Origin of the sequence: Lacihabitans lacunae (assembly GCF_042649125.1) — a bacterium.
Taxonomy (GTDB): Bacteria; Bacteroidota; Bacteroidia; order Cytophagales; family Spirosomataceae; genus Leadbetterella; species Leadbetterella lacunae.
The window spans coordinates 3,810,623-3,833,910 of record NZ_JBHRYQ010000001.1 but is presented as its reverse complement, the minus strand read 5'-3'; the positions used below and the strand labels follow the sequence as shown (position 1 = coordinate 3,833,910).

Here is a 23,288-nt window from a genome sequence, read left to right as displayed (position 1 = left end):
TTTAAGTCCCTTATTTGCTTATTTTACTATAAATTGTATCTTTTAAAGTATTTATAGCCTAAAAATAGTTTATAGTTTAACTATTACCAATTATTAAAATCAGCTTTATGCTTTTTTTTCTTTGAAAACTATAGAAATAAATACTAAAAAAGTCCTTAAAATTTTAAAATCAAAATCATAATTTTCTGAAAAACAAAGTGTTACTCAATAAGCAGAGCTAATAAGTGAAAAACAAAAACAAATTAACACCAACCAAAAAAATAGAAAAATAGCCCACAAAATGCTATTGTGAGCTATTAAAAATCAACCTTTGTTCTAAATTCTATTAAAAGTATTTTAAAGACATATTTTAGGATTTAAAATTGCCTTTCGAATGCTATCCAAAAAAGAGATGAATATTTATAAATACCCACCTCCTTTATTTTATTTTGAGTCAGAATACCAATATTTATTGGTAACCTGGGTTTTGAGTAAATACATCTCTATTAGAAACTGCATCTAACTGAGCTCTTGGAATAGGTCTAACCAAATGGTAAGACTGAATACCTGTAGCATCTGGGTTATATGCTTTTACTCTTTCTAATAACTTACCTGTTCTTTTTAGATCAAACCATCTCATTTGCTCACCTGCAAACTCTCTCGCTCTTTCGTCAAGAATAAAGTCAAGGGTAACTTGCTCTGGTTTAACTTGCATTTCAGCAGCTTTTCCTGCTTTGGCAGCTCTAGTACGAATCACATTTAGGTTAATTGCCGCAGAGTCAAGTTTGCCAAGTTTCATTTGTGCTTCAGCAGCTATCAAATAAACCTCTGCATAACGAATCACATAAGCATCTCTAGCACTTTGAGCCTCATTTGCACTTAAACGAGTGTTGTCCATGTGCTTAGTTAAAGTTGGATACACTAACATGTTTTTTGCAGTACCGTCAGGGTTATAAATCGCATTGCGGTCTACCAAAGTGTACAATGCATTAGCAGGCTTAGTTCTTGCTGTCCTTGTTGCAATTACGGCGGTGTCACCAAGGTTCATACCCTTCGGTCTAGTGCCCGAGTTAGCCAACCAAACCTCCATAAACGAACCGTCATAGCGAGCATCGGCACTTCCATAAAGGTCTAACAAAAACTTAGTAGGCATGTATCTGTTAAAAGGTCTTCCGTAGGTAATATCCCTTAACATTCCTGGAAGGTTATCGTATTTCATTAAAAAGTGCAAGTGACCGTTGTTACTTCCTCTTCCGTGACCCGTTACGTTAGTAGTTGAGTTAAATAAGTCATTTAATGTTAAATTAGATGCATAATTTACAGCATACATAATTTCTTTACCTTGGTTGTTGCTCATTTTCCAAAGGTCAGCATAGTTAGCCTCTAACTTATACCCAAAGTTACCTTTCAAAATAGTGTTCGCCATGTTGTTAGCCTCGGCGTTCATACCTCTTGTCAAATACATCCTAGCCAAAAACGCCATTGCAGCTGGACGCGTGATTCTACCATAGTTAGTAGTAGTATTTGCAAGGTTCTTGGTTGCAAACTGAAGGTCTTCAAAAATTTGTTTGTAAAAAGTCTCAACCGGCGTTTTATTAGACGTACTTTCAATTCCTTTTGTTTCTTCCAAGGTAAAATGTACACCACCCCAAGTTTCTACTATATGCCAATAGTAAAATGCTCTCAAAAAACGAAGTTCTGCCTCTCTTTGAGCTCTCATTGCTGGCGTAAAACCTACATTTGCTATTCTATTGATACCAGCATTACATAAGTTTACACCTGCATAAAGTGCCGTCCATTCTGCTGACAAAAGTCCGTTGGTACCTTGTAAGTTTACATACTTAGAAAGATCTGGAGAGATATCTCCGGCAGCACTTGTCCATGTATCTGTACCCATTTCTGAGATATTGTAACCTTCTTCTTTACCATACCACCACCTTTGATAGCCGTAAGCCGCATTTACAAGCGACTCAAATCCTTCTGGTGTAGAATAAACTGCTTCTGCAGTTAAGCCACTCGGGTTATACTCTGTGAGTAAGTCTTTGCATGACGTGGCCATCACTGCAAGGAATAATATAAATATTGATACTTTTTTCATCTTTCTAAACTTGTTTAAAATTAAAATCCAAGGTTAAGACCCACTACTACGTTTTTCAACATTGGGCTGCTTTCGCCACCACCTCTTTCTGGATCATACTCGTTTAACTTTGCACTTTTGGTAAACGTAAATAAGTTTGAACCTGTAACGTAAACCCTAAGATTGTTAAAATAAGTATTCTTAGTAGAGGTTGGCAATGTATAACCTAATGAAAGGTTTCTAATTCTCAAATATGAGCCATTTACGTATCCAAGCGTACTCCAGTATAAAGTAGAGGAACCCGAAACGTTTGCATTTGGACGTGGATACTCATTAGTTGGATTTTCCGGAGTCCAATAGTCAATTGCCGCAGAACTATTACTCAAGTTAGACTGACGGTCATATCTTCCCAAAAACGCAGGACTGATGGTTTGTCCCCAACGAGCAAACAAATAAACACTTAAGTCAAAAGCCTTGTAAGACACTTTGTTGTTTAGTCCACCAAACCATTTTGGTCTGTTTACACCTGCCAATACAACCCTATCGTTAACGGCGTCGATTTTACCGTCACCATTTTGATCTTTTACTTTGATATCACCTGGTTTCTGACCGAATGCAGCAGCAGCGTCTGCTTCAGCTGTTTGCCAAATTCCTAATTTTTCGTAATCATAAAAAACGTTGATGTTTTGACCTACAAACCATCCGTTTCCGATATCGTCTACACCTTGAGTTACAAGCGAAACAATTTGCTCTTTGTTACTTGTAAATGTCAAAGTACTACTCCAAGTAAGGTCTTTAGTTTTAACGTTTACTGAATTAATACCAAGCTCAACTCCGTGGTTTCTAGTTTTACCGATGTTTTGGTAAACCGTTTTAACACCTGTAGTAGGTGGCAAACCACGAGGCAACAATAGATCTGAAGTACGTGTATCGTAAATGTCGATAGTAGTTGTCAATCTGTTTTTCAAGAAGCCCATGTCAAAACCTAAGTTCTTGGTTTTAGAAAGCTCCCATCCTGCTTGAGCATTACCCAATAAAGGTGAGAATGTAAATCCTTGGTAACTAGCCTCTCCGAATGCCATAGGAACTCTAGCCAATGTACTTTGAGTACCGTAAGGTGAAATTCCTGAGTTACCTGCTACACCGTAACTTAATCTAATTTTTAAATCAGAGAAAATATTTTGGCTCTTCATAAATGCCTCGTCACCTACTTGCCAAGCTGCAGCTATTGAAGGGAAAAACGCCCACTTATTACCCGCTGACAATCTCGATGCTCCATCGGCACGGTTTGTCAAAGTCAATAAATACTTGCTTTTGTAGTTGTAGTTTAAACGACCCGCAAACGACAATACATTCCATTTTTCGTAGGCACTGCTAATTGCGATGTTATTAGGTGCATTACCCAATGCGTAGTATAACTGTGCTGGTAATAGTTGAGATTGACCAGAAGCATTTACCTCGTCAGAGTTGTTTTGAACATAACTACTCAAAGCCGTAAATGTGATTGCATGTTTGTTTATCTCTTTATTAAAAGTCAAGATGTTATCCCAGTTAATAAAACGGCTGTTAGAAGCTGACATAGAAGCCTGAGGGTTTCCTCCGTTTCTGCTGATTGTGTTTGAAGCTTCAAAAAGACCTTCTCTTGAGAAGCCGATGTTTGCACCAAAATTTGATCTAAATGTTAAGCTTTTAAGGGGCTTCATTTCTAAATAAACGTTCGAAATAATGTTTGTTTTCTTTCCAGTATTTGAGAAAACATCTGGTTGCTCATCAGCCAATGGACTGATAGAAGAACCACTTAAAGGATAAGGAATGAATACCCCATTCTCATCATAAACTGTACCAAGAGGAATAATTTTATTGGCCATGTTTAAAGGGTCTCTTCTATAGCTTTCGTCTCTTGTAGTAACTTGACTCTGAAGACCCACTTTGATCCAACTATTAATCGTCTGGTCAATATTAGCTCTGAAAGAGTAACGTTTAGCTTCGTCAAACTTAAGGATACCTTTTTCGTTGAAATAATCTAACGAGAAAAACACTTTAGTTTTATCGCTTCCTGCGTTTACGCCTACGTTATAGTTTTGTTGCGTACCGTTGTGGAACAGCTCCTTCTGATAGTCAATCCAATCGTTATTTTTGATGGCAGCAAGTTCTCCTGTATTAAAAATAGCGGCATCGTCTGCTTCAGAGTTCCACTTTCCTACTGCTCTGTTTGCTTCTCTTTTGATAGCTGTATATCCAGGTCCATCCAATACAGAAGGGTATCTCGAAACCTGAGAAACACCATAGTATGTATTGAATGTAACTTTAGGTTTTCCGGTTGCACCTTTCTTAGTAGTTACTATCACGATACCATTAGCACCTTGCCATCCGTAAATAGCTGTAGAAGAAGCATCTTTCAAAAACTCCATTGATTCGATATCATTTGGGTTAATGTTGTTGATGTTTCCTGTCTGGATTCCATCTACAATAAACAATGGACCATTACCAGCACCAATCGAACGGTTACCTCTTATCGTGATATTAATACCCGAAGTAGCCGAACCGCTGCTTCTTGTAATATCTACCCCAGCCACTTTACCTTGAATAGACTCAAGAGGACTTTGTGCAGGCACTTGCTTAATATCGTCTGACTTGATTGATGTTACAGCACCTGTTAAATCTCTTTTTCTAACCGTACCGTATCCAATTACGACTACTTCACCCAATTGAGAAGCATCTTCTTCAAGTGACACATTAATGATTGACTTTCCATTGATAGCAACAGTCTTGCTCACATATCCAATAAATGAAATGATTAATGAAGAACCTTGCTTCGGAACATTAACAGAATAGCTTCCGTCGTTGTTAGTTGTTGTTCCGTTTGAAGTACCTTCTACCACCACAGAAGCTCCAGGAAGAGGATCTCCATTTTCTGTTGAGATCTTTCCGCTAACTTTCGTTTGAGCAATAGCATTTACTGATACCAACATAAAAATAGCTACCACCCACTGAAACCATCTAAATCCAGATGCTTTCTTTATTCCATTGGAATAAGTATGTAACGTTTTTAACATAAAAAAAATATTAATTAAAAAATGAATAATTTATACTATTTATTTTTTTCGTTTAGTTGCTTTTAATAGAACTTTCACAACAATAAACGTAAATAAACACATAAACATATTGGCTAAAATCCAATTAAACAACGAAATTTTAATATTAATTTAATTATTTTTTTCGTTTTTGCTTTTTTTGCTTTCGGAATCGTTCCCGAAAATTATTATTATCGAATTATTTAAATATTTTATTAATTAAATCACAAAAAGTAGGCACTTCAACCAAAAAAAGAAAGAAAAGAAAAGCACATACTGCAGCTTTGAAAAACTGAATATAAAAACACAAAAAAAAATAGCCCCCAAAAATATATCAGGAGCTATTCAACCTTAACTTTTCTATCTAAAAATCTTATGAATGAAATTCTCTTGTCAAAAAAAACTAAAAAAGACTTACTATAAGGTAATTAAGAAAATCAGTTTTCAATTTCTTTGTAAAATAATGCACCAAAAGCATCCCGCTTTTCCACTTCAAATTATTTCTTATTTGGCCACTCTGACTTGAGTAAAAAATGGAATGTGCTGTTAATTACATTCGGCTTAGCTTTTACTATTTCAATTTTATCGTTTTGAAGCAACTTGATCATCTCTGCACCTGCATAAAGCGTTGGACCGTAGCCATGCGTAGCGTCTACACTCGTACCTCTGTGATAATAATATGAATTGTCGTGAGCAAAAGTAGTACCTTCCACTGTACCATCTACCGCACCGTTTGGCAAAATACGTGTTCTTACGGCATTCCACCCTGTAAGAGCTACAGGTCCATAAACGTGACTTATCCAGCCTTCGTTAATTCCTTTTGCGATAGCATAAGTAAACATGGCCGTACATGAGGTTTCGGTGAAAGTATCTGTCTTATCTAACAGATTATGCCAAAAACCAGACCCGTCTTGAAGATTAGCCAAACTGCGAATCATAGAGCGATACAGATGTAGTAATTTATCTCTTCCCTCATAGTCTTTTGGCAACACACTCAACAGCTCCGCAGTAGCCATTAAAGTCCAGCCGTTTGCTCTTCCCCAGAAAAAATGCGGGTCATAGTCGCCTGAGGTCACATTCCAGCCGTGGTCAAAAAGCTCTCTTTGAGGAATATAAAGACGTTCAGACATTTGCAAAATTTGCTTTACTGCATCATCAAAGTATTTTTTATCGCCAGTGAATACACCCATATTGGCCAAAAACGGCACACTCATATAAATATCGTCTGCCCAAAGTGATTGATACTGCGGACGATTACGAGCCAAAGTGCCATCAGGCAAACGAAACTGCTTATTTGAAACAAAGTCAGCCGTAATGTTTATCAATTCTAAATATTCTTTTTTCTTAGTTTTTTGGTAGGTTTTTATCAAAGCAGCACCCAAAGCACCACAATCATCTAAGGCATGCATGTGCACAATGGCAGGCCAGCCGCTCGCGTCTCGGCCAAACTGTTTGTCGTTTTCACGGAAATACGGCAGATTTTTAACTACAAAATCAAAAAACTTAGGGTTGTTTTCAAAATACCGTTTGTCTCCGGTTACATTGTCAAGGTAATCAAAAGCAGAAAGCACCACTCCATGGGTATACGACCATTCACTTGAAAAGCCACCTGTTACAGCAGCGTTTTTATTAGGTTTAGAAAAATCCTTCAATTCTTTTCCTGTAGTTTTATCAATAATCTGCTGTTTACTAGATGCCTCATAATAACTTCTTACTTGACCCAAAACCAGCTTTATACTATCCACAGTTGGCAATGTATACGGCACCTCATAAATTGGAATTCTGCCTTCGGCATAAAAATCTTGGGCAAATATGCTAGTTTGTGAACCTAATACTACCAAAGCCATAAGCAATAGCTTTATACCTCCTTTTACTTTTTGCTTCTTTTTTGAAATCCTCATCTTTTAAGAAATGTTACATTAAAAAATTTATGAATAAATGACGCTACCAAAATCGAACTGAATTTCACCCCACGAAAACAGTTATTTTATTCGAAGAAAACTACAAGACTTGAGAAGCTTTGTTTGTTCCGGTGAAACCTAAAAAACCTAACTTTTTATTTCGTTTATTTTCGATTAATTACGTTTAAGCTTCGAATTACTACTATATTTTTAATTTATCAAAGAATAAGTATACTTTTCTAACAAAAAATATTAATTATAGGCTAATTCAGTAGACCAAAGAGGCAAATACTTTGTTTAATTTATCATTTTCATGTAGGCAAGTCAAAAAAATTGAAGTCGTATAAAAGTCCAACTGAAGAGTTTTTATAAAATTTCCTTTCTGACTTATTATTGAATCAGAATCAATGAAAGCTTTCTCCAAATTTCTGATATTAAATAAAATTACATAACAGATAGATTGCAACGTTTTAACTAAACCAGAAACCCCGCCATTCCTTTCAACTAAACAACTTAGCTGACACCTAATAAACTGCCACTGTTTTAATTTTTGAGACCACACCCTGACAGCATCAATAAAAGTCTATCAAAAAAACTCATTAAATTACTCACATGTAAAAACAAAGCTACAGGACAGATTATCAATTATTTCAAGTTAAAAATCAAATCTACAATCTACATTCATTTTTTATATTGTCCGAAAACTAAACTATATAGTTAGAGAAAAAACTATTTCTTCTCTAACTATACAAAGTCAACACTTCCTTACCATACTCCCCAGTAGTACATATTCTTGAATTTCAAAAAACACATCCCTAAAAACTACTCTATTTTATAAAAAATACCAACTTTACTCTTTTTATTATATATAAAATAGCAAAACCCACCCTAAATAATCTGAGCAAAAAAAAACAAATTAAAACCTAGAATCTTATGGAATTAAAAGCTTAAAGCAGACTATGAAAAAAGGTAAACGATAAAAAAAGAAAACTAAAACAAAATAAAAATAAATAAAAGCAAAATTATGTGGAAATAATTATATATTTGCCAATCAAATTAGAATAGGAATATAATTTGATAAACTATAACATAAATGGGAACATTTAAACTTAACTAACCTCTATGGCAAACCTAGACTTAATTATGGACCTAAAACGCTGTTTTAAACAGGCCGGTCCACAAAGGTTAAATCTTAAAAAAGATTTCCTGCTATTCTTTATTGGTATACTTTTAGTATACACAGGGGAGCTTCAAGCTCAAAACAAAGCAACTAGTGGAGTCGTGATGGACGGAAGTGCCATAGGAGGGCCATTAGTAGGAGTAAACGTAACCGTAAAAGGATCATCTACCGGAACCACAACTGACCTAGACGGAAAATTCACACTTTCTGGTGTAAAAGGAACTTCAACGCTAGTCTTTTCTTATGTGGGATATATTACCCAAGAAGTGGCAGTTGAAAACAAAACCAACTTTACTATAACGTTAGAACCTAACATGCAGACCCTAGAGGAAGTGCAAATAGTTTCTATAGGTTACGGAACCGTAAAAAAAGCGAATTTAACGGGATCTATCGCTTCGATATCTGCTGGTGAAATATCAAAACTTGCGGTTACCAATGTGGGAGAAGCCCTGGCAGGTAGATTGCCTGGTGTTAGGGTACAATCTCTAGATGGTGCTCCAGGCTCTGACATAATTATTCGAGTAAGAGGTGGCGGATCTATTTCGCAAGACAACGCCCCTTTGTATGTAGTAGACGGACTGATAGTTTCAAACTTAAACGACATACCTCCACAAGATATAGAAAGTATAGATGTTTTAAAGGATGCCGCTACAACGGCCATCTATGGATCAAGAGCATCAAATGGGGTAATTATTGTGACTACTAAAAGTGGCAAAGCAGGAAGAACTACCGTAAGTTTTAATACCTACATGCAGCAAAATACATTTCCTGGCGAAAGGAAATATGATGTGCTATCACCGTATGAATTTGCCTTAATGCAATACGAAACTGCAGCAATGAATGGTGCCGCTGCTTTGGCACAGTTTACAAAAGACTATGGATATTTTGACGATTTGGAATTATACAAAAGTGCAACACCTATAGATAGACAAAAAGAGGTATTAGGCCAAAAAGGTATTTTTTCAAGATATCAGAACATTAATATCTCGGGGGGAACCGCAGACACTAAACTTTCACTTAGCTATAACGGAAACAATGACAAAGGCCTTTTGCCTGGTTCGGGAGTAAACAGAAATGCATTTAACTTTAAGTTAAATCACAAAATATCAAAAGATTTAAAAATAGATTTAGGAGCTAGGGTAACTACAAACGAAGTAAATGGAGCAGGAACATCAGGCTCCTCTTCTTTGAGAGTATCAAATCTAGTTACGAATAGACCAACCAATGGCTATGCAGATCAGATTACGATTAACCCAGACAATGCTGACCAAGCCTATTTGGAGGATTTCTTGTTGTCTCAGATCAACCCAAACGATTTGGTAAAGCAAGATTGGAGAAAATCAACAAACAACAGCTACATATTTAATGGTGGTTTAACTTGGGATATCCTAAAAAACCTGAGAGCAAACTCAACTGTAACACTAAACAAAACCTTCAACGAAACACTAAGATTCTATGGCCCAATAACTTCTGTGGCCTTAGTAAATGGAGGTTTACCAGTGGGTCTAAAGTCAAACGGCATCAGTGATTCTTACAGAGTTACCAATACATTGAACTATGACTTTAAGAAAATGGGCAAGCACAATCTTAATCTATTAGTAGGTCAAGAGGTGAACTCATTTGGTGGAAAAAACCAAACTGTACAAGCGGGTGGATTTAGACCTTCGGTAAAGCCTGAAGAGCTTTTTGCAAATATGCAATTAGGAATCCCACTATATACGTCTCAAAGCACTTCTGTAAATACAGATGCTAATATATTTTCTGTATTTGGAAGAGCAAACTACAACTACGACGACAAGTATTTATTAACGGCCACGCTTCGTAGCGATGCCTCAAGTAAGTTTGCAAAAGCAAATAACACAGGTTATTTCCCAGCGTTTTCTGCTGCTTGGAGAATGTCAAACGAAGCGTTTTTGAAAGGATCTAAAGTTGTAGACGAGTTAAAAATAAGATTGAGCTACGGTGCTACCGGAAACGACAGAATCCCATCAAACTCTACGAGCTTGCTATTTGCTGCATCTGACAGCAGGGGTCCTGGTTTTTCAAACAACCTTTCTTCGGTTTATTACCAAATTAATGCCCCTGGTAGTGTTTTATATAACCCTGACTTAAAGTGGGAAACCACCATTGGTAAAAACTTTGGAGTGGACTTCTCATTGTTAAATTCAGCTATTACGGGTAGTTTAGACATTTACAGAAATGAAACCAAAGACTTACTGGTTCAAGCTCAAATTGCCCCTATTTCAGGATTTAAATACCAATGGAAAAACGTAGGAAACACCTCAAACCAAGGTATTGAACTAGGTTTAAGTGCAAGAATTTATGATAAAAAAGACTATTCATTATATGTAAATGCAAACATTGGCTCTAACAAATTTAGAATTGATAAATTAGACGGCACACAGTTTCTGTTTTTACAATCAAACTGGGCGAGTACAGACTTAAATAACTACTTAGACTACTACCTAGAAGTGGGCAATGAAGTAGGGTTAATCTACGGATATAAAAATGATGGCTATTACAAAGCAAGTGACTTCTCGGAATATGCCGGAGGAAAATATATTTTGAAAAAAGTAGATGACAATGGTAAGCCACTAGTTGACAACTCAAGCTCATTGGGAGTGCCTCTTAGACCAGGTGACTTGAAGTTAAAAGACCTTAACGGCGACGGAATTATAGACCTTAACGATAGAACAATAATTGGTAGAACATTGCCAAAAGCTACAGGTGGTTTTGGCCTAACGGCAAAAGCAAAAGGGTTTGATATATCGGCGTTTTTTAACTGGTCATATGGAAATGACGAATACAATGCCGGAAAAATTGCTTTCAACCAATTATGGGCGAGCAACGGAGGTTCTTATCTAAATATGTTAAATACAATGAACTCTGAAAATAGATTTACATATATAGACGTAGAAGGAAAATATGGCCCAGCTGGTGCAGTAATAAAAGATTTGGCGACACTGGGCGAGATGAACAAAGACAAAACACTTTGGAGTGGCAATATGTCATTTGGAACAAGAAAACCTGTGCTAACTGATTGGGCAGTGGAAGATGCATCTTATGTAAGATTCAGCAACTTGAACATTGGCTACACAGTTCCGGTGAATATTAAATTAATATCTAAACTTCGAATATACACCACAGGTACAAACTTAGCCCTTTGGACCAAATACAGCGGATTTGACCCAGACGCAAACAACTCGAGAAGCGATGGCTACCAAGCCCTAACTCCTGGACTTGACTTCTCTTCATATCCAAAAAATAGATCGTACACTTTAGGTCTAAACGTGGTATTTTAATTAAAAAATGAATAAAAAACATATTAATATGAAACTCATAAGAAATTTACTAATCGTAGGGGTGGCATTTCTTTCGAACGGATGTACTGATTTTTTAGCACCCACTTCGTTGTCTACTTTCGATACCACATTGATTTTCTCAAATGTGGATGATGCCAGAAAAGCGACCAATAACATTTACAGACAGTTTGGCGAAGACGGCTATAGAACAAGGCTATCTATTACAATGCAAGGAAACTCAGATGTAGATGTAAGTGGTGATAGAACTTCAGATAAGTTTAATAACATGATTATAACTCTTAGGGCTCTATCAAACAATGACGACTTAAATAAAGCCTGGGTTTCGGCCTATGCCTCTATAAAAGATTGTAACGTAGTAATTGACGGTATCAAGGCAAGTGCGGCTTACAATTCAAATGACGCCGGAGTAAAAGCAGAAATGCGTCAATATATTGGAGAGGCTTATACCATGCGAGCGTTTTGGTATAGCGAATTAGTCTACAACTGGGGCGATGTGCCTTTTCCTACTGCGGCTCCTAAAGCTGGTGTAGATTTTGACTTACCAAAAACAGACAGAAATGAGATTCTTTCGGCAGTAATTCAAGACCTAATAGACGCCGAGAGTGGTATGAAATGGGCAGATCAACTGCCACAGGCATGTCAACAAATAAACAGAGAATATACACTTGGAATGATTGCTAGGCTGTCTTTACAACGTGCAGGATATTATCTAAAACCAGACATGACTAAAGCAGTAGCAAGTGCTGCTGATCGAACCAAGTATTATACATTAGCAAAGGAGTATTGTCAAAAATTAATGACCTTAAAAGACCGACCTTTACCTGCAGATTTTGCTCAAGTATTTAAAAATCAGTGCGAAAACATTTATCCAAGCAATAGTGATATGCTTTTTGAAGTACCTTTTGCTATCACTACCGGAGAGGTTGGTTATAACGTTGGTATGAGAATAGCAGGTGGCAGCCACCCATATGGCACCGGAGCTCATGATTATGCAATGCCACTATCGTATTTCTATTCATTTGATATTAAAGATAAAAGAAGAGATGCGACTTGCGGCCTATATAATTTAGACAAAGACTTGATTCCTTCTATAGTATCTAGCACAGACATTGCACAAGCAAAATGGAGCAAAGCATATTGCAATCCTCCTCTTGGATCGGCATCAGCTAAAGGCACAGGAATCAACTGGCCAATGATGAGATACGCAGATGTACTATTGATGTTTGCTGAAGCAGAAAATGAACTAAACGGCCCAACTGGACCGGCAAAAGATGCCCTTAAAAGAGTAAGACAAAGAGCGTTTGCTAATGAAGATTGGTCAACTAAAGTAGACGCTTATGTTAATAATTTATCAGGAAAAGCAGCATTTTTTAATGCTATTGTGGATGAAAAGGCTTGGGAGTTTGGAGGAGAGCTAAACAGAAAGCATGATTTGATAAGATGGGGAAATTATGAAGAAATAATGCAAAAAACAGTAAATACACTAAAAGCATTAGGCGATGAGTCGGCAGTTAACAGCCCTACCGCTACTCATGCTAATTATATTTACTGGAGAGTTGACAATAAGAAAATCACGGTTTACTCCGGTGTACTAAACAGCAACACGCCTCCACCAAACTATGTGGCAGCAACTGGAGCAGACAGCAACGGAAACACGCTTCCACTAGTAAACGGTTGGAATAGAAGTAACTGGACAAACAACTTATATTCGACCACCACAAATACCTATAATAATATAATTGACCTAAAATTATCACCTTACCTAGTTCCTGTAATCAGGTACATTCAACCTATTCCTATTAGTGCGATAGACAATAGTAAGCTATTGAAAAACGACGGTTATGGTTTTAATTAAAAATATTTAGAACAATGAAAAAAATACAAATAAAAATATACTACATCCTGCTTATGTTAGCAGGGGTATTGTGCTATAGTTCTTGTACGGAAGACCTAGTTGTAGCAGAAGATGTTAGACTTTTTAGACCCGTTTTAAACAAACCTCTTAGTTCGGTAAATAATACGATAACAGTTAATATTGGACTTTTAAAAACAGCCGTGGGTTATAAAATTGAGCTTAGCAAAGATAACTTCGCTACCCCAGCCATTAGAAGCGTACAGATTTCAGACACTACTAGCATCGTAGTTTTTGACAAATTATTGTGGAATACCACATATTATGTAAGAGGAATGGCCTTTGCTGCAAATCCTGAATTAAATAGTAAAACTGCAGAATTCGGCTTCGTTAAAACTGAGCGTTTCCCATCTATATTAAACATACCACAAAGTGTGGACATAATAGACAATGGCCTTAATGTTCGATGGACTACCTCGGGTGCTCCTGTAACCACAATCAAGGTATTTGCCGCATCAGACGAAGACCTTGCGAAACCTTTGGCAACCTACCAAACAACCGCAGCACAGCAGGTAGCTGGCTTAAGAAGTGTAAAACAATTGGCTCCTTCTACCTCATACACAGTGGCTATTTATAGCGATGACGTTTTAAGAGGTTTCGAACTATTTACTACCAAACCTGCTTTGCCTACCACGGGTATAATAGTAGATTTAAGAGGTGCAGATATACCTACTCCAGACGATGGTTCTTTCCTTTTTGATCAACTTACCAACGCAGCTGCTGGAAGTACCATAATTTTAGACGGTGACCAAACCTACAGATTGAAATCAAATTACCTAATTGACAAATCTTTAACTATCAAAAGTGGCTATAGCTTAACTTCTGGTGGTGCTACTATAGACTTAACAAGTAGTGGCCAATTTGAGATAGCGGCAAATGCCACAATTGGTTCAATCATAATAGATGGTGTTAGGTTTTTGGGAACCACCTCAAAATACGTGTTTAACGCCGGTGTTGCAGTGAGTTCAACAGTCGGAAATATTACACTTGTAAACTGTGACTTCACGAGTTTCAGAAACTTGATTCGTACAAGAACGCAATGGACGAGTGGAGGAATTGGTCAATTCACAATAGACAACTGCTTCTTGAGCGACTTTAGTAATGCAGGCTTAGTAGCGGTTGATGGTGGAGCAAACAATACACTTTCTAATGTTACATTCAAAAATTCTACTTTTTGGAAAGTTCAAAAATTGGTAAACAACCGATCTACAACTAACTCAAAGAGTTTAAATATTTTAGATTGTACCTTTAGCGAGTCACCAAGAAATGGACAATTGATAGAATACGTAAACACTACAGATATTACAGATGGCTTAATTGTTAGAAATACAATATTTGGACGTGGTGCCGACAATGGGGCTACCCCTCCAGTATATGACAACCCGTTTGTAAAAGCAGGAAACCTTCCGGGAACGGCTTTGACATTTAGCAATACATATAAGACAAATGATTTTTCATTTAATGCTACAACGGCTCCTACAAACAATACCTATAACGGTTCTATTACAGACCTTTGGGAGGATCCTTTAAATGGAAATTTCAAATTTAAAGATAAAACTTTCGTAGGGAAATCATCGGCTGGAGCTTTACGCTGGAGATTATAAAACTAGTTAACCAAAGAGGTATGCACTGACAGCTTAAGTTAGTAGCATACCTCTTTTATTGTAAAAGAATTTCTCAATTACTAGAATGAAAAAATACATATTAGCTTTATTTTCTCTTGGTTTTTTTTCTTCAATTTTAAATGCTCAAAAACTGGCATTCCCTACAGCAGAAGGCTATGGAAAATACACAGTTGGCGGTAGAGGCGGCACGGTTTACGAAGTAACCAATTTAAATGATTCCGGTGTGGGAAGTCTAAGGGCGGCCGTAGAAGCTTCTGGCCCGAGAACGGTGGTATTTAGAGTTTCGGGCACCATAAACTTGACCAAAAACTTACAAATCAACAACCCCAACATAACTATAGCAGGCCAAACAGCTCCTGGAGATGGTATTTGTCTTAAAAAGTATCCGTTAATTATTGCTGCAAATCAAGTGATTATTCGTTACCTGCGAGTTCGTTTAGGAGGAGAATCTGGTGATGACTCAGATGCAGTCTCTGGGCGATTTGTTAGTAATGTTATCCTAGATCATATTTCAGCAAGTTGGAGTGTGGACGAAACCATGTCGGTTTATCATTGTGAAAACATTACTATTCAATGGTGCCTAATAGCCGAAAGTATGTATAATTCAAATCACGTTAAAGGTGCTCATGGTTTTGGAGGAATATGGGGCTCAAACAACAGCTCTTATCACCACAATTTATTGGCACATAACTCAAGCCGAAACCCAAGAATGGCCTCTGGTACTTTAAATTTTGATTTTAGAAACAATGTCATTTACAATTGGGGCTACAACAGCACCTATGGCGGCGAACAGCAACAAGTGGGCGATGTAAACCATGCTTATTCTAACATAAATTTAGTGGCCAATTACTACAAACCTGGCCCTGCCACCAAGCCCGGAACAAACGCTTACCGCATTGCCAACCCCTCTTACCGTGACGTAAAAACTGATTATGGCAAATGGTATATAGCAAAAAATGTGATGGTAGGCAATGTAGCTGTAACGGCTGATAATTGGAATGGCGGTGTGCAACCTCAAGGAGGAAACTCGGACCTGCCATTAATAAAACTAGCAACTTCTTGGGAAGCTATGCCTATAAATGAGCAAACGGCCGAAGAAGCCTATTACTCCGTATTGGAACATGTGGGATGTTCATTTCCTGTCAGAGATGCGGTGGACCTTCATATTATTAATGATACGCAAACAGGTACGGCATCGCACGAAGGAGCTACCTACAAGCAAACCCAAACACTGGCAGACCCAAAAAAAATCTGCGGAATTATAGATACACCTGCCGATTCTGGAGGTTGGCCAGTATTGAGTAGTTTACCTGCCCCTACTGATACCGACCATGACGGCATGCCTGACAATTGGGAAAAAGCTCATGGATTAAACCCGAATGACGCCAACGACGGCAAACTGTATTCGTATGATATCAACTATACAAATCTCGAATTATACCTAAATTCTTTAATCTCAAAAGAGGTACTTTTAGCTATAAATGATGAAGTAGATTCTGAAAAACAACTCAGTATTTTCCCAAACCCAGTCAATAATGTTACTACCATTAGTTTTACTGTATTAAACCCTGCCTATATCTCACTTAGTGTTATTGATAATTTAGGCAATTCGGTGTCTAACCTAAGTACAGGTCAAAGAGCAGCAGGTACTTACACAGAAACATTTGACGCATCTAGGTTGCCGAATGGAATTTATTTTGCTCGTTTAACTATTACACCTGAGAACAATACAAACTCGTATTTTTTAGTCAAAAAGATGATTTTGAATAGATAATACTTTGATATACTTTTTATCAAAAACGCTTTTAAATAAAAAAACGCTTCGATTTACCTATTTACTGTTTGGCAAATAGGTAAATCTGAAACGAAAATATTAGGTTAAATACTGATAAAAAGGCTACTCGAAATTAATTATTTGTAGGTTTGAATAGAAAAAGGCTTTTATTCAACCACATCAATAATAACTCTTTTGTACCTCGTTAATCTTGGCGAACCATTATCAGTAACTGCGAGAATTATATGCATAGTACCTGTACCGGGAGGCATCACACGGCTACCTTTTACAAAGAGCCACGCTTTTTCTTTATCAAAACCTATGATGTCGTGTTTAATACCTGTTCGTGCATTTGACATACCTCTTGTACCTGCTTCTTCATAGCAAAACCACTCATACGATAGCAAATCTCCATCAGGATCAGTAGTACCTACGGCACTAAGGTCTACTCGGTCACCTTTTTTAGCCTTGATGTATGTCGGCGTTTCCAATTTCACTACTGGAGGATGATTCGCTTTATTGTATGGCATTATTGTCCAATCCATTCTTGCAGCAAAATCATTCTGATAGGCTTCTCTCCATCTCCAAATCGTAGCTTGGTTGGTTTCGTGCCATTCACCGTCTTTTCCTAATACTTCATCGTCGGCATTTGTCCAGATGGGGTGGGTTTCGGGTTGATAAAACCACTTTTCAGTTTTGGGTAGATAGTATTCATAACGGCCACCCCAACTTCCCCAGTTTGGGTTGTCAGGACTATTTAGTCCATTATTTACCAAATATAAAAATGCAGGGGTATCGCCTTCCATCATGTATTCCCAGTGTGGGTACATTTTGCCGAGTGGCCCCTTTTTACGAATATTACGTTCGAGCCATTCGTTAGTTACCAATTCAAAATCTGCTCCTCCGAAACGGCCATGAAACTTATCGCCACCTATACCTATCCAAGTGCCGTGATGAAAAGCTCCACCTGCATTGGCACCCGGCGTAACGATATAAAACAATTCAGGAAACTCGGTACGAATCCATGGACCGCTGTTATCTTGGTCAGAAATGGCATATACCCGTATTTTGGCAACAAACTTTGCCAATTCGCTTTTTGAACGTGTAGCTTTAACTTTATACAAAGCCTGTGCAAGCACACTTGGACCACCCCAAACATTGACCCACAAAGGTCTTGCATCCATTCGGTCAACGGCTTTTATTAAAAGCTCTGAGCCTTCCGAATCTTTTCCCTCGCCTACACCAGCCATGCCTCCAACAGGTATTCCTTTTGAGATACATTTTTGTAAATATTCGGCTTTAGGAAAACCTGATTCATGCAATTCGAGGTTATCTCTCACTTGTCCGAAAGCCTCTACTATACTTCGGATTCGGTCCGGATTAACGGTTTTTACAACTTCGGTAGCCACCAAACCCTCAATATCGATTTGGTTGGAATAGGTCAATAACCTCACCATTGACATTTGGTCGTCTGGGTCACCGCCGATGTCGGTAAGTACAAATAGTCTTGGTTTTTCTTGGGCAAAGGCAAATGTTCCCATAAATGTGATCATCGCCACACAAATGACCAAGGTTTTTATCATTTTAGCCATTGGTTTTTTCATATTCAAATAAGTTTAATTAAAAAAAATCTACATTCCATTATTGCGAAATAAGGCGTATTGCTGTAAAAGGTGTTTCTGTTTTAAATTGGAATTTCCCTGGGCTTACCGTTTTCTTTGGCCCAACTTTCATGTTCCAGGTGTCAATTACTTCTAAAGTGTAATCTTTATTTCCTCCCAAATTTAACTCAATTGTTTGTAAAGGGTCAGTCGTATAAACAAGATAGTATTTGTCTTTTTGGTACAGGGTATAGATGTTGTTATTGAGCACCTCCATTAGCTTGGGATCTATTTTTCCAACGAGAGTGTCAGCTTTAGGCATTTTAGTCAGCGTAAGCATTTCAGGAGTCATTTCTGTAACAGGTGCTGCTTCCATTATTTTTCTAAAAAAAGCAATTTTTTCTTCACTTTCACCCATTAAAGTCCCTCCTTTTGCCCACCAACGCACTTCGGTTTCTTTATCAGAATCATTTCTTAAAGTTTCTCCATGCATCCCGTAAACACCACTCAGTCCAGCCTTCCAAAAATAGCTAGTCATTTCTTTACCCGTCAACTGTCCCCAACTGCTTGCCACATCACCTTCGTAACGCATTTCGTCAAAAAAAACAGGTTTTTGGTATTGATTACGCCACTTTATAGCATCAAAAAACCGATGTGTTTGTGTGCTTACGTGTGTAATCCAAGGACGTGTATGGTCGTAAAAGTGCGTTTCATCACCAGCCCAATTATGAATGCTACGCAAACGCTGATAAGGGTCTTCTTTTTGAAGTAAACTACCCACTCCTTCCCAATCAATGGCATCTTTTATTCTCGGTATATCCCATTCGTTTGCAAGCGACCACCACACATTGCGATAAGCCGAAAGTCTTGCAATCATATAACGGGTATACTTTTCGTTCATTTCTTTACCCATAAGAAAATACCCCAAAATGTCATACGGGTGAAAAAGAATTACATCAGCCTGGATTCCCATAGCCAAAAGCTGTTCTACCCTATGGTCAAAATTTTGAAAAAACTCATAGTTTGGCTGTGTTGGGTCGTTTTTGTCATCTACTTTTTTATAAGCCAGCATCCAAGGTTCTGTATCATTTCCAAATCTATAATTTTTAGGAAAAACACACATACGCATTTTATTGAAAGGAGCCTTTTCAAGTGTCTTGATAGTTTGTTCCTGTATACTTTGCTTCACACTCGTCCATTGATAGGCGGTAGTACCAACAGAATAAAAAGGAGAGCCATCGGCATATTTCAAGTAGAAGGTATTTACAATTTTAACTGGGCCATGATTATTTCCAGTTGGCTTAACACAAGTAAAAGTGCCTTTTCGGTTGTTTAAGGCAGCTTGATTGCTATTTGTAACAAACGACCATTTTCCTAATTGATCGGGCGAAAAGCGAATTTTATACATGCCGTTTCCATCATAAAAACCGGGCATCAAAACGGTTTTATTACCATTAGAAAACGTAGCTTCGAGCGAATTGTCCATATACGGATTTCCTTCAGAAGGACCCTTTAAACTAATTTCAAAAACGCCCCATTGTTCTGTAGTTTGTGTTTTTTGGGCAAAACTACTCATAGAAATGCAGCAAGAAGCTACAAGAATTAAAAGTGCCGATGCGAAATGTTTCATATGGTTGATATTTATTGTTTAGTTGTAATCTAAGGAAGCATCCAGTCTGCCAGACGAGCAAAGTCTGCTTGAACCTCGGCCCGCCACTTATATACACTCACAGGACCAGGGCCATCAAACCAATGTTTTTTGCTAGGGTCTGTTTGTACAAATTGACCACCCCAACTCTCTTGGTCGGGTTTATTGGGGTCGTTTAAACCCCGAACCGCACTTACAAGATATAAGAATGAAGGTGTATCCCCTTCTCTAACACCCTTTTTATCAGGATCCATAGTGGTATCTTCGGGATACATCAGGCCTAACATTCCATGGCCTCGGTGAATGTTTTTGTAAACCCATTCTATGTCAGTAAGTGTTGGGTCTGAACCGGGGGCATAAGACATCATACCTCTAAAGGTATTGTCAGCAACAATAATGAATAGTTCTGGGAAATTATCAAGCAGCCATTGAACTGTACTATCCTGTCTTGCAATTGAGTAAATTCGCAACTTGCTCAGAAAGCGTTTTAGTTCACTACCTGATCGCGTATTTTTTACTTTCCAAATAGCCTGGGCAACTTCGTAGGTGCCTCCCCATGCACAAACAAAAACCGGGCGTTCATCTGGCTTGTCTACAATTCGAATGATTGCATTCGAAGCTTCTGTATCCATTCCTTCTCCTAGTAAGTCTACGGCTCCTTTTCCATACGTCTTATCTCTACCTTGCCAGGTAATGGCACGCAAATGGTCGGCCGTGGGGTACCTTGTATCGTGCTTTCTTAAATTCTCATCTATTTGATCATAAACATTCAAAATATCTATAATATTTTGCTTCCTTGCTATGTTGGCTCTAGTGCCTGCTGAGGCAATTAAGCCCTCAACTTCTAGCTCGTTTGTGTAAAGTAAAAAACGAACCATCGACTGAATATCATCCGGGTCGCTTCGTTTCTCAGCTGGCCCGTAAGGAGCTTTAACCGGTATGACGTCAAGAGGTGGAAAATCAGACATGATTACCACGCGTGGTTTTGAAATATCTTTTTCTGAACCCTCATTAATTCCAGCACTCGCTCTACTATTCAGAGAAAACAGCGTAAGTGAGGTTATTGCGGTTAAAATAAAACTTTTCATTTTTCTCATTTTATTGTTTTTTTTCGATGAAGCAGCCTACAAAGAATTCATATACACTTCAATGTTTTCATACTTAGCGTCTAAATCATGTCCATTAGCTTTCGTTTTTTTCAAGTCAAGTCCATGTTTAGTTTCCCACTGGTCAGGTATACCATTATTATTTGTATCAGCCTGAGCTTTTACTTCAGGGTATGTTCCAAAGCCGCCATTTGGCCAATCAGCAGGAGTTCCTGGAATAAACCCTGTACCATCTTTAACCGTTTGCGACACATACGACGTGATAACATCCTTTATTGGTTTAGTAGCTCCGCCATTTTCTACAACCTCTTGGTAGGCTTTTTCTGCTGATTCGGTTTTTAAAGGATAATAGTCAATGGGCGAGTGAACTATAGTAACATCTGACTTACCAAAATCTCCTTCAAAATTAGCTGGAAGCTTGTTTCCTGTTCCGTACCATTGAGCCCATTTGGTGGATTCACTCCAGGCGTACATTTTTTTATTACCTGAATCTGGTCCATTTTTTAAGGTATTGCCTACGTAATTTAGTCGCAAATAATCATTGTCTGAACCATACCCAGCCCCTACAAAATTATAAACCACATTATTTCTAAAGTCATAGGTAAGCATATCAATACGAGGGTTACGCACTCGGCCATGAGCCAGCAAATTATGATGAGATGACACCCAACCCCAGCCCACACCTACAGAAATCATAGAGTGATTTCCTTTCTCGTGGGTAGATGCTGTAAGTCCACCGTAAATATACGACCACTGTATGGTGGTAGCTTCACGTTTAAACTGACCGTAAGTATTAAAAACCTGATCACAAGCATAAGCAATGTCACAATGGTCTGCTATGATATTCATTGCGTTTAAATCTAAAGCGTGTGTTTGTTCGCCAAGGGTTCTTTTCAAATCACCAGGTCCTTTTATATCTCCTACACGTATACGCAAGTACCTCAAAATGACATCGTGTGTTTCTACTTCAATACCAAAGTTTCTGATTTGAATTCCCTCACCAGGAGCCGTTTGACCTGCTATAGTGATAAAAGGATTTGTGATTTCAAGAGGCGACAAAAGGTTAATTGTTCCAGACACTGCAAATACAACATACCGAGGGCCTTCCGCTTCAACTGCTTCGCGTAAGGTGCCGTGTATTACTTCCTGGGCTGGCAAGGCAGGGTATGCTGGCAACAATGGACGCCCCTCTCCCGGATGGGCATTACCCAAAGCATCAACATGAAGTATCCACTTTCCTTCACCAAGCGTGGTGGCATAGTCGCTTGCTTGTCCATACACGCCTTCTGGTCTACCTGGGCGACCTTTTGGCAGATAGTCTTCCAATGAAGTTACTACGAATACCTTTCCGCCACGTCCTCCTTGGGCGAATCTGCCTGCACCTTCTGCTTCAGGAAAAGCAAGTGTTTGACTACCCTGAAATTTCTTAACTGGCTCGCTTGGTCTTAATTCAATTTCTACATAAGGCGAACCGTTTGTTGAACCAGATAAATTGGTCACGGTCATTTTGATTCCATTTGGAAGCAAATAGTGAGAAGCGAGATAAAAATCATTGGGCAACTTTTTTGCTCCATAAGGGGCCAATAAGTCAACCGTCTTATCTATTTTTTGTAAAAACCCCGGAATTACGGTTGGCTCAAGATACGGAAACTGAGCAACGAGGCCTTTAGCCTTGGCAAGTGCTTCCACACGGCCGTGTTGTACCCCAAAAATAAGCGGACGACCAATGTGTAGTTTTATCACTGGGTATTCTCGGTCAAAGGTGTACAGTTCTGTTTCATAAGCATATTGATCAAAAACCGGCTCACCTAACCATCCGTTTTCTTCTCGCTGATCATTAAACAAAAGTGGGTAGGCTTCATTTCCTTGTGCTAATTTAGGCATCCGAGCGAAAACTGATTTTGCTAGTTGTTCGGGTTTCATTTCCCAAGGGGATGCTGTAGTTAACAACTTTGCTAAAAATGGGAAGTCTTTTAATAAAACCTGTTCTTCAGCGGTTCCTTTTAGTGACTTAGCCGTTTGGGCTGATGATTTTCCTGCTATTAGCAGAAAACCCAGAATAAACAAAAAATGTAATTTTTTCATAGT

11 protein-coding genes are annotated in these 23,288 nt (G+C 38.1%); 4 read left to right on the top strand and 7 right to left on the bottom strand.

Translation table 11 applies throughout. The features are described 5' to 3' along the window. Positions 1-448: 448 nt before the first annotated feature. The 3 genes from ACFOOI_RS16495 to ACFOOI_RS16485 form a co-directional block, all read right to left on the bottom strand. On the bottom strand, positions 449-2,077 hold the full coding sequence (locus tag ACFOOI_RS16495) for a RagB/SusD family nutrient uptake outer membrane protein (RefSeq protein ID WP_379839131.1): 1,629 nt from the start codon (positions 2,075-2,077) through the stop codon (positions 449-451). A 20-nt stretch (positions 2,078-2,097) separates the two neighbouring features. Beyond that, positions 2,098-5,112, bottom strand: a complete 3,015-nt coding sequence (locus tag ACFOOI_RS16490) for a SusC/RagA family TonB-linked outer membrane protein (protein WP_379839130.1) — start codon at positions 5,110-5,112, stop codon at positions 2,098-2,100. Positions 5,113-5,627: 515 nt separating this feature from the next. Further along, the gene (locus ACFOOI_RS16485; RefSeq protein WP_379839129.1) at positions 5,628-7,031 is read right to left on the bottom strand and encodes a glycoside hydrolase family 88/105 protein; all 1,404 of its coding nucleotides are present in this window, start codon (positions 7,029-7,031) and stop codon (positions 5,628-5,630) included. A 1,122-nt stretch (positions 7,032-8,153) separates the two neighbouring features. On the opposite strand from ACFOOI_RS16485, the gene ACFOOI_RS16480 reads away from it, so the two are divergent. From ACFOOI_RS16480 to ACFOOI_RS16465, 4 genes are all read left to right on the top strand, one after another. Beyond that, on the top strand, positions 8,154-11,513 hold the full coding sequence (locus ACFOOI_RS16480) for a SusC/RagA family TonB-linked outer membrane protein (RefSeq protein WP_379839128.1): 3,360 nt from the start codon (positions 8,154-8,156) through the stop codon (positions 11,511-11,513). Positions 11,514-11,541: 28 nt separating this feature from the next. After that, the gene (locus ACFOOI_RS16475; RefSeq protein ID WP_379839127.1) at positions 11,542-13,389 is read left to right on the top strand and encodes a RagB/SusD family nutrient uptake outer membrane protein; all 1,848 of its coding nucleotides are present in this window, start codon (positions 11,542-11,544) and stop codon (positions 13,387-13,389) included. Between the two features lie 14 nt (positions 13,390-13,403). Further along, a complete protein-coding gene (locus tag ACFOOI_RS16470) occupies positions 13,404-15,050 on the top strand; it encodes a hypothetical protein (protein ID WP_379839126.1) in 1,647 nt (548 codons plus the stop codon). Between the two features lie 85 nt (positions 15,051-15,135). Further along, a complete protein-coding gene (locus ACFOOI_RS16465; RefSeq protein WP_379839125.1) occupies positions 15,136-16,845 on the top strand; it encodes a T9SS type A sorting domain-containing protein in 1,710 nt (569 codons plus the stop codon). A gap of 167 nt (positions 16,846-17,012) precedes the next feature. Here the strand turns inward: ACFOOI_RS16465 and ACFOOI_RS16460 are convergent, their stop codons facing one another. From ACFOOI_RS16460 to ACFOOI_RS16445, 4 genes are read right to left on the bottom strand one after another with little or no spacing between them, the layout of a single operon-like run. Next, on the bottom strand, positions 17,013-18,449 hold the full coding sequence (locus ACFOOI_RS16460; RefSeq protein WP_379839124.1) for a nucleoside hydrolase-like domain-containing protein: 1,437 nt from the start codon (positions 18,447-18,449) through the stop codon (positions 17,013-17,015). Between the two features lie 37 nt (positions 18,450-18,486). Continuing rightward, positions 18,487-20,076 carry a DUF5060 domain-containing protein gene (locus ACFOOI_RS16455; protein ID WP_379839123.1) on the bottom strand — a complete coding sequence of 530 codons (1,590 nt, stop codon included), beginning with the start codon at positions 20,074-20,076 and terminating at the stop codon, positions 18,487-18,489. A 29-nt stretch (positions 20,077-20,105) separates the two neighbouring features. Beyond that, positions 20,106-21,191, bottom strand: a complete 1,086-nt coding sequence (locus tag ACFOOI_RS16450; RefSeq protein WP_379839122.1) for a DUF1593 domain-containing protein — start codon at positions 21,189-21,191, stop codon at positions 20,106-20,108. A 27-nt stretch (positions 21,192-21,218) separates the two neighbouring features. Continuing rightward, positions 21,219-23,285: a hypothetical protein gene (locus ACFOOI_RS16445; protein ID WP_379839121.1), complete on the bottom strand. Its 2,067-nt coding sequence runs from the start codon at positions 23,283-23,285 to the stop codon at positions 21,219-21,221. Positions 23,286-23,288 lie beyond the last annotated feature (3 nt).